The 13,513-nt window shown below is 71.6% G+C and carries 10 protein-coding genes; 5 read left to right on the top strand and 5 right to left on the bottom strand.

Translation table 11 applies throughout. The annotated features are described in order from the left end of the window. Window positions 1–18: 18 nt before the first annotated feature. Window positions 19–537: a ribonuclease FAU-1 family protein gene (locus BAY60_RS32975; RefSeq protein ID WP_112285284.1), complete on the bottom strand. Its 519-nt coding sequence runs from the start codon at window positions 535–537 to the stop codon at window positions 19–21. Window positions 538–588: 51 nt separating this feature from the next. Here BAY60_RS32975 and BAY60_RS32970 point away from each other — a divergent pair, with 51 nt between their 5' ends. The 3 genes from BAY60_RS32970 (at window position 589) to uvrB (ending at window position 4,447) form a co-directional block, all read left to right on the top strand. Continuing rightward, on the top strand, window positions 589–1,842 hold the full coding sequence (locus BAY60_RS32970) for a PucR family transcriptional regulator (RefSeq protein WP_112285283.1): 1,254 nt from the start codon (window positions 589–591) through the stop codon (window positions 1,840–1,842). 183 nt (window positions 1,843–2,025) lie between these two features. Further along, window positions 2,026–2,232, top strand: coding sequence for a hypothetical protein (locus BAY60_RS32965; RefSeq protein WP_342769801.1), 207 nt, complete (start codon window positions 2,026–2,028; stop codon window positions 2,230–2,232). Between the two features lie 58 nt (window positions 2,233–2,290). Then, window positions 2,291–4,447 (top strand): excinuclease ABC subunit UvrB, encoded by a 2,157-nt coding sequence (uvrB, locus tag BAY60_RS32960; protein ID WP_112285281.1) that lies wholly within the window; start codon window positions 2,291–2,293, stop codon window positions 4,445–4,447. 509 nt (window positions 4,448–4,956) lie between these two features. On the opposite strand, the gene BAY60_RS32950 is transcribed toward uvrB, so the two are convergent. The 4 genes from BAY60_RS32950 to BAY60_RS32935 form a co-directional block, all read right to left on the bottom strand. Next, window positions 4,957–5,337: a VOC family protein gene (locus tag BAY60_RS32950; protein ID WP_112285280.1), complete on the bottom strand. Its 381-nt coding sequence runs from the start codon at window positions 5,335–5,337 to the stop codon at window positions 4,957–4,959. A 109-nt stretch (window positions 5,338–5,446) separates the two neighbouring features. Continuing rightward, a complete protein-coding gene (locus BAY60_RS32945) occupies window positions 5,447–6,202 on the bottom strand; it encodes an enoyl-CoA hydratase/isomerase family protein (RefSeq protein ID WP_112285279.1) in 756 nt (251 codons plus the stop codon). Between the two features lie 67 nt (window positions 6,203–6,269). Then, a complete protein-coding gene (locus BAY60_RS32940; protein WP_112285278.1) occupies window positions 6,270–7,232 on the bottom strand; it encodes an ABC transporter permease in 963 nt (320 codons plus the stop codon). After that, window positions 7,229–10,117 carry an alpha/beta fold hydrolase gene (locus tag BAY60_RS32935; RefSeq protein ID WP_112285277.1) on the bottom strand — a complete coding sequence of 963 codons (2,889 nt, stop codon included), beginning with the start codon at window positions 10,115–10,117 and terminating at the stop codon, window positions 7,229–7,231. The genes BAY60_RS32940 and BAY60_RS32935 overlap by 4 nt, the downstream gene beginning before the upstream one ends. Window positions 10,118–10,430: 313 nt before the next feature. Between BAY60_RS32935 and BAY60_RS32930 the strand changes: the two genes are divergently transcribed. Both BAY60_RS32930 and BAY60_RS32925 read left to right on the top strand, forming a co-directional pair. After that, complete coding sequence (locus tag BAY60_RS32930) at window positions 10,431–11,486, top strand: TerC family protein (protein ID WP_112285276.1); 1,056 nt, start codon at window positions 10,431–10,433, stop codon at window positions 11,484–11,486. 53 nt (window positions 11,487–11,539) lie between these two features. Beyond that, window positions 11,540–13,498 (top strand): S9 family peptidase, encoded by a 1,959-nt coding sequence (locus BAY60_RS32925; protein ID WP_112285275.1) that lies wholly within the window; start codon window positions 11,540–11,542, stop codon window positions 13,496–13,498. The last annotated feature ends 15 nt before the right edge of the window (window positions 13,499–13,513 follow it).

Below are 13,513 nucleotides of genomic sequence, written 5' to 3'. Positions count from 1 at the left end.
AGAAGGGGCCGGCGTGGCTCAGCCGTGCCTGCGCCAGCTCAGCTCGATGTCCAGTGTGGACAGCCACGACGCGAGGTCGTAGCCGTTGCGGGCCAGCGCGTCCACCGTGGCGTAGGTGGTCTCGAGCGCCTGCCGGGCCTGCTCGGTGGTCAGCAGCCCCGTGCGCACGGCCGCCAGCAGCTCGTCGGTGTCGAGCACCTCGACGCCGCGACCGCTGCGCAGCACCAGATCCAGGTAGAGGTCGGTGGCCAGCCAGGTGTGACCGTCGGTCTCGACACTCACCACGTCGAGGTAGAAGTCCTGGTCGCGTTCGTGGCCGGGGTTGAACCAGAAGTCGGTGACCCGCAGCCCGAGGCCGGGCAGCAGCCACGACTCCAGGTAGTGGAACTGGGCGCGGCCCGGTGCGGGACGGGCCACGTAGAGCCCGAACGGCTCCACCCGGTACTCCTCGACGGACCGGACGATGCCCTTCGGATCGGTGTTGGTGGCCGCGGTGACGTCGAACCGCTCCAGTTTCGGCGCGTGCATGGCTGCCATCTTGCGGGGTTTACATGTCGGAGGCGACTGTCAACGCCCTAGAGTGAGATCGTGCACGACGACGCCGAGATCGCGGAGCGGCTGTCCCGGGTCGCGGGTGCACTGGGGGCGAGGGCGAGCGAGCTGACGGGCGAACTGGTGGCCCTGTACGAGCGCGAGCTGCCGCACCTGGTGCACGACGACGAGACCATGGTCAGCCTGCTGTCCGCCAGTGTCTACCAGAACATCGACACGGCACTGCGGATCTTTCAGCACGGCATCGACCCGAGCCGGGTGGAGGCGCCCGCGGCGGCGCTGGAGTACGCGCGCAGGCTCGCGCAGCGGGGCACCGCGGTGGTCGACCTGATCCGGGCCTACTACCTCGGGCAGATGGCCGTGCTCGACCAGGCACTCGGTGAGGGAGCCCGGCAGATCTCCGACCCGGCGCTGCTCGGCTCCGCCATGCGGCAGGCGCTGACCACCGCGTTCACTTTCATCGACCGCGTCACCCAGCAGGTCGTGACGGCCTACGAGGAGGAGCGCACCCGCTGGATGCTGAACCGCAGCGCGGTGCGGGCGGCGCGCGTGCGCACACTGCTGGAGGAGGACGTGGCCGACCTCGACGCCGCCGAGGCGGTGCTCGGCTACCGCCTGCGCGGGCACCACGTCGGCATGATCGCCTGGTACTCCGAGGACGCCCATCCCCAGGACGCGCTGGCCGGGCTGGAGTCGCTGGCCAACCGGCTCGGCGCCCGGCACGGTGGCGAGACTCGCCCGCTGTTCGTGCCGCACGACGAGCTGTGCGCGTGGGTGTGGCTGCCCGTGGAGAAGCCGGCCCTGCCCGAGGATCTGGACACGGCCCTCGCCGAGACCGACTCCGATGTGCGCCTGGCGCTGGGCGAGCCGGGCCAGGGCCTCGACGGCTTCCGCCGCACCCATCGGCAGGCGCAGCGGGTGCACGCACTCGCGCTGGCCGCGGGCGCGCACTGTGACCGCGCGCTGACGTTTCGCGAGGTCGGCGCGATGGCGCTGATGACCTCGGACTTGGCCGCCGCGCGGAACTGGGTCGCCGACACGCTGGGTCCGCTGGCCGCCGACGACGAGCAGCACGAGCGGCTGCGGGACACGCTGCGGGTGTTCCTGGCCACCGGCGGCAGCTACACGGCGGCCGCATCCCGGCTGACCATGCACAAGAACTCGGTGCAGTACCGCATCCGCAAGGCCGAGGAGTTGCTCGGCAGGCCGGTGTCGGAGAACCGCCTCGACACCGAGCTCGCGCTGCGCCTGTGCCACCGGCTCAGGGGCGCCGTGCTCACGGGGGCCTAGCGCGGACGGCCGCGGGCACGGACCCTAGACACCTTTTCGGTCTGCCGGACCAGTCTTGTCGCCGATTGTTGGGCGGTGAAGACGAAGTGTTCCCGGGCGGTGACGAATAGTCTCCTCCGTATGGGGTCCACAATGCCTGAACCGGGTGAAGCGGTAGCCGTCGTCCGCTTTCGGCGGGGCATCGTGGGCGAGACCAGACGGGTGTGCCACGTCGTGCCCGTGCCGCCGGGGGACACGGTCCCCGAACGGCTGACGGCCTACTGCGGGCAGCGCTTCCGTCCCGGCCAGGCCGAACTGCTGACGCACATCACGGGCATGCCGTGCGAGGCGTGCCTGGCGGTGTCGGCGCGCGACCTCGCCCCGGCCCGCCTCCTGCCCGCCCTGCCCTGAGCGGTCGCGCCCGCCGAGCCCGGCGGAAACTGTCGGAGCGGGCGCCTACTCTGGAGACGTGGCTTTCGCAACCGAACACCCCGTGCTGGCGCACTCCGAGTTCCGGCCCGTGTCCGAGATCCCCCGCTCGGACGGCCGGTTCAAGGTCGTCAGCGAGTACGAGCCCGCGGGCGACCAGCCCGCGGCCATCGACGAGCTCGAGCGCAGGCTCGCGGCGGGGGAGAAGGACGTGGTCCTGCTCGGTGCCACCGGTACCGGCAAGTCCGCCACCGCCGCCTGGCTGATCGAGCGCGTGCAGCGCCCGACGCTGGTGATGGCGCCGAACAAGACGCTTGCCGCGCAGATGGCCAACGAGCTGCGCGAGCTGTTCCCGGACAACGCGGTCGAGTACTTCGTCAGCTACTACGACTACTACCAGCCCGAGGCCTACGTCCCGCAGACCGACACCTACATCGAGAAGGACTCGTCGATCAACGACGATGTCGAGCGGCTGCGGCATTCGGCGACGATGAACCTGCTGTCGCGTCGCGACGTCATCGTGGTGGCCAGCGTGTCCTGCATCTACGGCCTCGGCACGCCGCAGTCCTACCTCGACCGATCCGCGAAGCTCGCCGTCGGCGACGAGATCGAGCGCGACGTGCTCCTGCGGGCGCTGGTCGACGTGCAGTACGCGCGCAACGACCTGGCGTTCGCGCGCGGCACCTTCCGGGTGCGCGGCGACACCGTCGAGGTGATCCCCGCCTACGAGGAACTCGCCATCCGCGTCGAGTTCTTCGGCGACGAGATCGACACGCTGTACTACCTGCACCCGCTGACCGGCGAGATCGTCAGTGAGGTCGACGAGGTGCGGATCTTCCCGGCCACCCACTACGTCGCGGGGCCCGAGCGCATGGAGAAGGCCATCCGCGGCATCGAGGCGGAGCTGGAGGAGCAGCTGGCCACGCTGGAGAAGCAGGGCAAGCTGCTGGAGGCCCAGCGCCTGCGCATGCGCACCAGCTACGACATCGAGATGATGCGGCAGGTCGGGTTCTGTTCCGGCATCGAGAACTACTCGCGGCACGTCGACGGAAGGCCACCGGGCTCGGCGCCCGCGACGCTGCTCGACTACTTCCCCGAGGACTTCCTGCTCATCATCGACGAGTCGCACGTGACCGTCCCGCAGATCGGCGGCATGTACGAGGGCGACGCGTCCCGGAAGCGGACGCTGGTGGAACACGGGTTCCGGCTGCCGAGTGCTCTGGACAACCGGCCGCTGACGTGGGAGGAGTTCTCCGACCGCATCGGCCAGACGGTGTATCTGTCGGCGACTCCCGGCCCGTACGAGATGGGGCAGACCGGCGGCGAGTTCGTCGAGCAGGTCATCCGCCCGACGGGCCTGGTGGACCCGGAGGTGGTGGTCAAGCCCACCGAGGGCCAGATCGACGACCTGGTGCACGAGATCAGGGTCCGCGCCGAGCGCGACGAGCGGGTGCTGGTCACCACGCTCACCAAGAAGATGGCCGAGGACCTCACCGACTACCTGCTGGAGCTCGGCATCCGGGTGCGCTACCTGCACTCGGAGGTGGACACGCTGCGCCGGGTCGAGCTGCTGCGGCAGCTGCGCTCGGGCGACTTCGACGTGCTGGTCGGCATCAACCTGCTGCGGGAGGGGCTCGACCTGCCGGAGGTGTCGCTGGTCGCGATCCTCGACGCCGACAAGGAGGGCTTCCTGCGCAGCGGGACGTCGCTGATCCAGACCATCGGCCGCGCGGCGCGCAACGTCTCCGGCGAGGTCCACATGTACGCCGACACGGTCACCGACTCGATGCGCTACGCCATCGACGAGACCAACCGCAGGCGGGCCAAGCAGGTCGAGTACAACACCGAGCGCGGCCTCGACCCGCAGCCGCTGCGCAAGAAGATCGCCGACATCCTCGACCGCGTGTACACCGAGGCGGAGGACACCGAGGAGGTGGCGGTCGGCGGCTCGGGCCGCAACGCCTCGCGGGGCAAGAAGCCCGAGCAGGGCGACCGGGTGAAGAGCTCCGGCATGCTCACCGACCGCAACGTCAGCGGCATGCCGAGGGCCGAGCTGGCCGACCTGATCCAGCAGATGACCGACCAGATGATGCAGGCGGCGCGCGACCTGCAGTTCGAGCTGGCGGCCCGGCTGCGCGACGAGATCGCCGACCTGAAGAAGGAGCTGCGGGGCATGGACGCGGCCGGGGTGAAGTAGCGTTAGTACCGTTACACCGTGAAATGCGTGACCGCCGGGCCGCGGACGAGCGGTATCGACGACTGCGTCGCTTCCTCGAAGCGGAACTCTGGCCCCAGCTTCCGGACGACCAGCTGGGGAAGCGGATTACCACAACGAGCCCGAGGCCGATGCGCTTGTACGGGCCCTCAGCGTGGCCCAGGCGCCGAAGATCGGCGCACCGACACACGTCGAGACGGGCTTGGTGCTGACCGCGAAGTTCGGAGTCCGGGGGAGGACCCTGTTCGAGCGGCTGCTGCAGCAGCAAGCAGTCCGGGTCATCGATTTCGGCGAGCGGCAGGCTGAGATCGCGCTGGAGGCGTTCCACCGGTTCGGGAAGGGCCGTCACCCCGGCGAAGCTGAACTTCGGCGACTGCCTGACCTACGCGACGGCCCAGCTGGCACGCGAACCGTTGCTCTGCATCGGGGACGAATTCGCGCAGACCGACCTCGAACTGGTCCCGCTCGCACTGCCATAGGGCACCGGGGCCTCACTCGGCGCTCGGGTCGCTCTCCAGCAGGCCGAAGAGGTTGCCCTCGGGGTCGGTGCAGTAGACGAGCCAGCCGATGCCGGGGACCGCGCTCTTCGGCTCGGCGATCGCCCCGCCCGCCTGCACGACCTCACGCGCGAGGAGATCGACGTCCTCGACCTCCATCGTGAGCGGGAAGGCGTTGAGGGCCGCGCCCTTCTCCGGCGCCGGTCCCTGCCGCTGGGTGAGGCCGCCGTCGATCCCGGGCCCGTCGCCCGTCGTGATCAGCCAGTAGGGGTCAGGCCCCCAGCGTTCGAACGACCAGCCGAACACGGTGGCGTAGAAGGTGACGGCGCGCTCGGGGTCGCTGGCGTGGATGTCGAAATGCACCGGGCGAGGCATGGACGGCCCCCTTGCCGAGAAACAGCGCGGCCGGCATCGGTGCCGGCTGGAGTACCGGGCATTGTGGTGCATTGCGGGCACGGTTGTCACCCACCACGCCCGCCGCGGGTCAGCGCAGCACCGACTGCACGTACGCTTCCACGGCCCGCAGTGTCTCCGGCGCCGCCCACAACCGCTCCACGAAGGCGTCGTCGTTGGCGCGCTGCTCCCCGATGCGCTCGTTGAACGGGCGGTGGATCTGGTGCTTGGTGTGCGCGAAGGCCTCCGCGGGGATCGCGGCGAGCGTGCGCGCCAGCTCCAGCGCCCTCGGCAGGACCGAGTCCGGCTCCGCGAGCTCGTCCACCAGGCCACGGGCCAGCGCGTCCCCGCCGGGATGGGTGTGGGCGAGATAGGTCAGCTCCGGCAGCGTCGGCGTGCCGTAGGCACAGCGCAGGATCTCCATGGCCGCCAGCGGAAACGGCACCCCGACGAGCAGTTCGGTGACGCCGAAGCGGCCGTGCCCGGAATCCATGACCCTGCGGTCGCACGCCGCCGCGAGCACGGCACCACCCGCGATGGCGTGCCCGTTGACTGCGGCGACCACGGGACGGGAGAAGTCGAACAGCGCCAGGAACGCATCCGACAAGGCGGGCAGGAACTCCGCCACGTACCTGGCGCCGCCGTCGCGCACGCGCCGCAGGTCGACCCCGGCCGAGAACATGCCGGCGGTGCCGGTGAGCACCACGGCCCGGTACTCGCCCGCCTCGACCTCCTCCAGCCGGGTCACCAGCTCCTGGCACAGCTCGGTGTCCAGCGCGTTGGCCTTGCCGTGCTCCATGCGCAGCACGGCGACGTTCTCGGCAGGCTCGACCTGGATCGACGACATTCGGCGCCCCCTGGAGTTAGTTGGCGTTAACTGTTCGCCGAGGGTAGCCGTTGCGGCCCGCCCGCGCTCAGCTCGTGATGTCCTTCGTCGCGAACCGGCGCGCCGCCAGCAGGCCGAACACCGACGCGTACAGCACGGCCGAGAGAGCGCCGCTGGCCATCTCGGTCCAGTCGATGTCGCTGGCGATGAGGTCCATCCACGCGAACGCGAAATGTGTCGGCAGGAAGTCCCGCAGGTCGCCGAGCGCGGTGATCTGGTCCAGGATCGACGACAGGATCGACACCAGCACCGTGCCGCCGACCGCCCCGAGCGGCGCCTCCGTCGACACGCTCAGCAGCAGCCCCAGCCCGGCCACCCAGGACAGCTGGACGATGATGTAGACGGTGCCGAGCAGGATCGCGACGAGGCTGCGGCCGAACGAGATGGAGTCCCCGGTGGGACTGATCGCCTCACCCGCGCCATACCAGAGCACGCCCGCCCCGAGCGCCACCAGGGGCAGCACCGCCAGCGTCGCCGCCGACAGCAGCGCCGAGGCGGTCGCCTTCTGCCGCAGCAGCCGGTGCCGCGGCACCGGGATCGCGAGCAGGTACTTCAGGCTCGACCACGACGCCTCGCTCGCCACCGTGTCGCCGAAGTACAGCGCGACGATCATCGGCAGCAGGAACGAGCCCGACACGAACATCGCGAGCACCACGAAGTTCGGCGCGCTCGCCGTGGCGAGGTCGATGAACCCGCCCGAGCGCCGGTTCGGGTTGGCGTCGCCGAGTTCGAAGGCCAGCACGAGGATGAACGGCAGGAGCGCCACGAACCCCAGCACGAGCTGGGTACGGCGCCTGCGCAGCTGCCTGCGCAGCTCCACACCCAGCCGCAGCGTCCTGCCCGCCCGGTAGCCCGCGACCGCGCCGTCGGCACCGACCTCGGTGTGTTCGGCCGAGGCCGCCTCGGTCAGCTCGTCCAGTGCCGCCGGATCGGTGTGCACGCCATGGTCGATCTCGGCGGCCTTCGTGTCCGCCTTGCTCGGCTTGCTCATGAGCCGGCCTCACCTTCCCCGACGAGTTGCAGGAACGCGTCCTCGAGCCGCCTGCGCGGGCCCGCCTGCTCCACCGACACTCCCGCGCGCACCAGTGCGGCCACGGCCTCGGAGCGGGGCAGCCCGTCCAGATCGGCATGCACCAGCGAGCCCTCGATGTCGACATCGGACACTCCGCCGACGGAACGCAGCGCCTCGGCGGCCGCCTGCGGGTCGTCCACGCGGAACGTGGCCTCGCCGCCCGCCGCGACGATCTCGCCCACCTCGCCGGAGGCGACCAGCTTGCCGCGGTGCATCACCACCACGTGGGTGCACGTCTGCTCCACCTCGGCGAGCAGGTGGCTCGACACCACGACGGTGCGCCCGGTGGCCGCGTAACGCCGCAGCACCTCCCGCATCTGGTGGATCTGGGGCGGGTCGAGCCCGTTGGTCGGTTCGTCGAGCACGAGCAGCTCCGGCAGGCCGAGCATGGCCTGCGCGATGGCGAGGCGCTGCCGCATGCCCTGGCTGTAGGTGCGCACCCTGCGGCGCACGGCGTCGCCGAGCCCGGCGATCTCCAGTGCCTCCTCGACGTGCGCCCGCTCGGCAGGCCTGCCGGTGGCCGCCCAGTACAGGCGCAGGTTCGCCTCGCCGGACAGGTGCGGAAGGAAGCCGGAGCCCTCGACGAACGAGCCGATGCGCGAGAGCACCGGCGCGCCCGGCGTCACCCGGTGGCCGAACACCTTGATCTCCCCGGCGGTCGGCGTGATCAGACCCATGAGCATGCGCAGCGTCGTCGTCTTGCCCGCACCGTTGGGGCCGAGCAGGCCGAGCACCTGTCCCGGCTCGACCCGGAACGACAGCCCGTCGACGGCGGTCAGCCCGCCGGGGTAGGCCTTGGTCAGGCCCTCGATCACCATCGGCGTGCTCGCCAGCTCGGGCTCGACGCGGTGCGAGCGCCTGCGCCGCAGCGCCGCGACGACGGCCGCCGCGACCACGACGAGCACCGTGCCCGCGATGCCCAGCAACTGCGGTACGGGCCAGCCGGCGGTCACCGTGTTGCCGGGCACCACCGGCACCGCCAGCGCCGAGCCCTCCGCCAGCGACACCCGGAACGCCGCGGGCTCCGTCGGCGTGGCATACGCCTGGTCGGTGGTGCCCACCACGAGCTGCAGCGAGTGACCGGCCTCCACCGGGCGCACCACGCCCGGCAGGGTGACGGTCACCTCGACCGACGAGCCGTCGGCGGGCAGCGACGGCAGGCGGATCGGGGCGACCGCGCCGCCGGGCAGGGTGCGGCTGCCGTCCGGGTTGACGTCGTAGAGCTTGGCGAACAGCACGGCGCCGCCCTCCGGCACCGGCCTGCCCGCCGAGGAGACCCGCAACCGCACCTGCGAGGACCCCGCCACGAGCAGCTGCCCGCCGACCGGCGCCGACGTGAAGCTCGCCGACTGCCCCGGCGGGTCGACGGAGAACAGCCCGGACAACCGCGACGAGCTGGCCACCACCCGGTTGAGCCCCGGAATCCCGCTGACCGCGGCCGGGGTGCCGCCCGGAGGCCGCACCACCTCCTGGGGCCTGCCGGTCAGCGGGAGATCCCTGCGCTGAGTGCCGCCCGAGCCGAGCCCGGGGTAGGCGGGCGCCTCGACCGTGCGCACCGAGGGCGCGCCGTCGGCCCGCAGCGCGCCCTGCACGTCGTAGCTGAAGGCCGCCCCCGCGTCACCGCCCTCGTCCAAAAGGTGGAAGGCCAGGAAGTCGGCGATCCTCGACCGCAGCTGGGATCCGGGGATGCCGCCGTCGTGGCCGCCGGTGTACCAGACGACGCTCACGTCGCCGCCCGCCCGCGTGATCTGCCGGGCGTTGGCGTCGGCCTGGTCGAGCCCGAACAGCGTGTCGTTCTCGCCCTGCACGAGCAGGGTCGGGATCGTGATGTTGCCGGTGACCGACGCGGGGGAGACCCGGCGCAGCAACGCCAGCGTCCGCTCGCTCGCCCTGCCGTCGGTGGCGACGTCGGTGTAGGCGCGGCAGACCTGCTCGGTGAACCGTCCACACGGGCCGCCCTGCGCGGCGCCAGGCTGGGACTGCCGTCCGCCCGGCTCCGCGGAGCCGGGCGCCGCGACGGAGCCCCCACCGCCCTGGCCGGTGGCGCCCACGTCGTCGTCCCCCTCGTCGCCGGGCTCGACGGCCTCGGCGCCCGGGTCGGCCGAACCGACGCCCATCCCGGCGGCGAACAGCGAGCCGGCCCACGCCTGCTTGAAGACGCCGTCGTCGGCGAACGCGCCCGCGGCCGGGGTGCCGGCCTCGATGCCACCGGTGGTGGCGGCGTTGGGCAGCAGGCCCTGGGCGAGGTCGTTGTAGGTGATCACCGGCGCGATGGCGTCGACCCGCTCGTCGGTGCCGGCCAGCAGCAGCGCCAGCGCGCCGCCGTAGGAGGCTCCGGTGACACCGATCCTCGGGTCGCCGTCCTGGCTGAGCACCTCGGGGCGGCCGGCCAGGTAGTCGACGAGCCGGGATGCGTCGGCCACCTCGTAGTCGGGGTCGTTCAGGGAGATGCGGCCGGTGCTGCGGCCGAAGCCGCGCGCCGAGTAGGTCAGCACCACGAAGCCCCGCTCGGCGAGTTCGCGGGCCTCGGTGGTGACGCTGGTCTTGTCGCCGCCGAAGCCGTGGGGCAACAGCACCGCGGGCGCGGGCGTGCGCTCCGGGATGTAGACGGTGACGTCGAGATGCTCCCGCTCGTCCGAGCCGGGCGCGGCGGCGACGTCGATCGTGGCGTCCTGCGTGCGGAACCGGGCGGGCTCGTCGCCGCCACCCAGCCAGACGAGGCCTCCCGCGACCACGATCGCGACCACGACGAGCAGGGTCACCAGGCGTCCGCGACGGCCACGGGGGAAGGGAGTTCGGGGCACCCGTTCACAGTATTGGGCGTTTGCTGAGAACCGTCTGTGGGCACCCGCTGTGACGACAGCGCGGTTGCCTGCTGTGATGGAGGTTACGCCTGCAAACGGGGTGACCTGTGTGATCACGTCTGGCGCTGGGGACATCCACCCGCGATGATGGAGGCGTTGTGGAGGGGAGTATTCCTTCGCGGCGGCGTCGTCAGCACGGCAGCGCACAAGGGCGGTCAGCGCTTGTGGCTCCCGGCGCCGTCGGCCGGCCGGGCTGCCGGTGGAAGAGACCTCCGGGTAGTGGCCGCTATGCGCTAACCGGAGGTTGCATTACATGACCGTGCCCTTGTGGCTATGGCTCGCCACCATCGGTGGCCTGCTCGCCCTCATCGCGCTCGACCTGGTGATCGTCGACCGCAAGCCGCACCAGGTCACCACGGGCGAGGCGGCCCGCTGGGTGATCTTCTACGTGTCCTGCGCCGTGCTGTTCGGCATCGGCGTCTGGGTGTTCGGGGGACACGACCCGGGTGTCGAGTTCTTCACCGGATACATCACCGAGTACTCGTTGTCGGTCGACAACCTGTTCATCTTCATGGTGATCATGTCGTCGTTCAAGGTCCCGGCGATCCACCAGCACCGGGTCCTGCTGATCGGCATCCTGATCGCGCTTGTGATGCGCGGCGCGTTCATCGCGATCGGCGCGGCGCTGATCGCGCAGTTCGTGTGGATCTTCTTCCTGTTCGGTGCGGTGCTCGTGTGGACAGCGATCAGCATGGTCCGCGGCGGCGGCGAACACGAGGAGTACCACGAGAACGCCGTCACCCGCTGGGTGCGCAAGCTCTTCCCGGTGACCGACGACTACGTCGGCCACCACTCGTTCGTCAAGCAGAACGGCAAGCGCTACATCACGCCGATGTTCGTGGTGATCGTCGCCATCGGCAGCGCCGACCTGCTGTTCGCCGTGGACTCGATCCCGGCGATCTTCGGCATCACGCAGGAGGCCTACCTGGTCTTCACGGCCAACGCCTTCGCGCTGATGGGCCTGCGGCAGCTGTACTTCCTGCTCGGCGGGCTGGTGACCAAGCTGGTCTACCTGTCCTACGGGCTGGCGATCATCCTCGGCTTCATCGGCGCGAAGCTGGTGCTGCACGCCCTGCACGAGTACCACGTCACGCCGGCCTGGCTGGAGATCAACAACTGGATGTCGCTGGGCGTGATCGTCACCGTCCTCACCGTCACCACGGTCGCGAGCCTCAGGAAGGCCAAGCGTGATCCGGAGTCGGTGGCCGCGGGCACCGGGCTCAACCTGCAGGCGTCGGCGCCCGAGGAGAGGGACACCGACCGGGACGCGGAACGGGACGAGGCGACCAGCTCGCGGCGCGACCACTAGCCCGCATCCGGCAACTCGTTAGTTCCGCTAAGCATCAGGTAGGGTTCGCGGGCATGCGCCCCGCTGACCTGGAACTGCTCGCCACGCCCGGCCAACCCGCGCTGCGGGGCGAGCTGCTGCTGATCGCGCTGTCGCGGCCCGACCTGGCCGGCGACTCCTACCGGAGCTCGCTGCGCCGGGTCGGGCCCGATGGCGACACCGCCTGGACCCACGGCGAGCGCGACACCGCGCCCGCGATCTCCCCGGACGGCCGGTGGGTCGCCTTCCTGCGGGCGGAGGGCACGAGCGGCCCGCTCGCCAGGCCGCAGCTGCACGTCATGCCCGCCTCGGGCGGCGACTCCCGGCGGCTCACCGAGCTGCCGTTGGGTGTGGACCCGCCGGTGTGGGCTCCGGACTCCCGCCGGGTCGCGTTCACGGCCCGGCTCCCCGAGCCCGGTCGTTACGGCGTCCCGGCCGACGGTGAGGACGGTGAGAACGACGCGGGCACGGCGCCCGAGCCCGCCGCCGAGGCGCCCCGCCGCATCACCCGTTACGACTACCGGCTCGACGACGTCGGCTTCGTCCGCGACCGGCCCCGGCGGCTGTTCGTGCTCGACACGCTCGCCGAGACCGCCACGCCCGAACCGCTGACCGACGCGCGAACCTCGGTCTCCGACCCGGCATGGACACCCGACGGGGAGACCGTGCTCGTCGTCGCGCCCCGCGACTGGGACCGCGTGGAGACCCTGCACAGCGACGTCTACGCCGTCCCGGCGGCGGGCGGGCACCCCGTCGAGGTCGTGCGCACCCGCGGCAGCGCCGCACGGCCGGTGGTCGCCGCCGACGGCACCGTGTACTTCACGGGGGCCGAGTTCACCGGCCTGGACCGTCCGGGCCGCAACACGGGCCTGTGGGCCGCCACCCTGCCCGGGCCCGGCTCGGCGCCCGCGACGCCGCGCAGGCTCACCGAGGCCGAGACCGTCGACTGTGCCGACGGCGAGCCGGTGCTCACCGGCGACGCCGTGCTGGTCCTGGTGCGCCACCGGGGCGCGGTGGAGCTGCGCTCCGTGCCGCGCGACGCCGACCGCAGCCCGCTCGCCGAGCTGTCCCTGCTGGCCGGTGAGCGGGCCGTGGTGCGCGGCGTCGCGGCCGACGGCGACACCGTCGCCGTGGTGCAGGCAGGTCCTGCGGACGCGGGCGAGGTGCTGCTGCTCTCCGCGGGCACCTCCCGGAGACTCACCGACTTCTCGGCGCCGCTGCGGGCGGCCGGGGTGCGGCGGGCCGAGGAACTCACCGCGACGGCACCCGACGGTTACCCGGTGCACGGCTGGCTCGTGCTGCCCGAGGGCGCGGGCCCGCACCCGGTCCTGCTGGTGATCCACGGTGGCCCGTTCGCGCAGTACGAGTGGAGCCTGTTCGACGAGGCACAGGTCTACGCCTCGGCCGGGTATGCGGTGGTCCTGGGCAACCCGCGCGGCTCGGCGGGCTACGGCGAGGCGCACGGCCGCGCGGTGGTCGGCGCGTTCGGCACGGTCGACGCCGACGACCTGGTGGCGCTGCTGGACGTCACGCTCGCGCGATCCGACGTCGACCGCGAGCGGGTCGGCGTGATGGGCGGCTCCTACGGCGGGTTCATGACGGGCTGGCTGGCCGCGCACCACGGGCAGCGCTTCCGGGCCGCGTGGAGTGAGCGGGCGGTCAACGCCTTCGACTCGTTCGCGGGCAGCTCCGACATCGGCTGGTCGTTCACCGAGGGTTACGTCGGCGCCGACGTCGAGGAGCAGCGGCGGCGCAGCCCGCTGACCCACGCCGACCGCATCGATATCCCGTTCGCGGTGGTGCACTCGGAACAGGACTGGCGCTGCCCGCTGGAGCAGGCGCAGCGGATGTTCGTCGCGCTGAAGAAGCGCGGCACCGAGACCGAGCTGCTGCTGTTTCCCGGAGAGGGGCATGAGCTCACCCGCTCGGGCAGGCCCCGGCACCGCCGCCAGCGTTTCGACGCGGTCCTCGACTGGTGGTCCCGCCACCTGTGACGACGGGGGCGTCGC

The sequence above is a fragment of the Prauserella muralis genome (assembly GCF_003202285.1).
GTDB lineage: Bacteria > Actinomycetota > Actinomycetes > Mycobacteriales > Pseudonocardiaceae > Prauserella_B > Prauserella_B muralis.
Note: the sequence above shows the minus strand (reverse complement) of the source record. Positions and strands in the feature narration are given on the sequence as shown.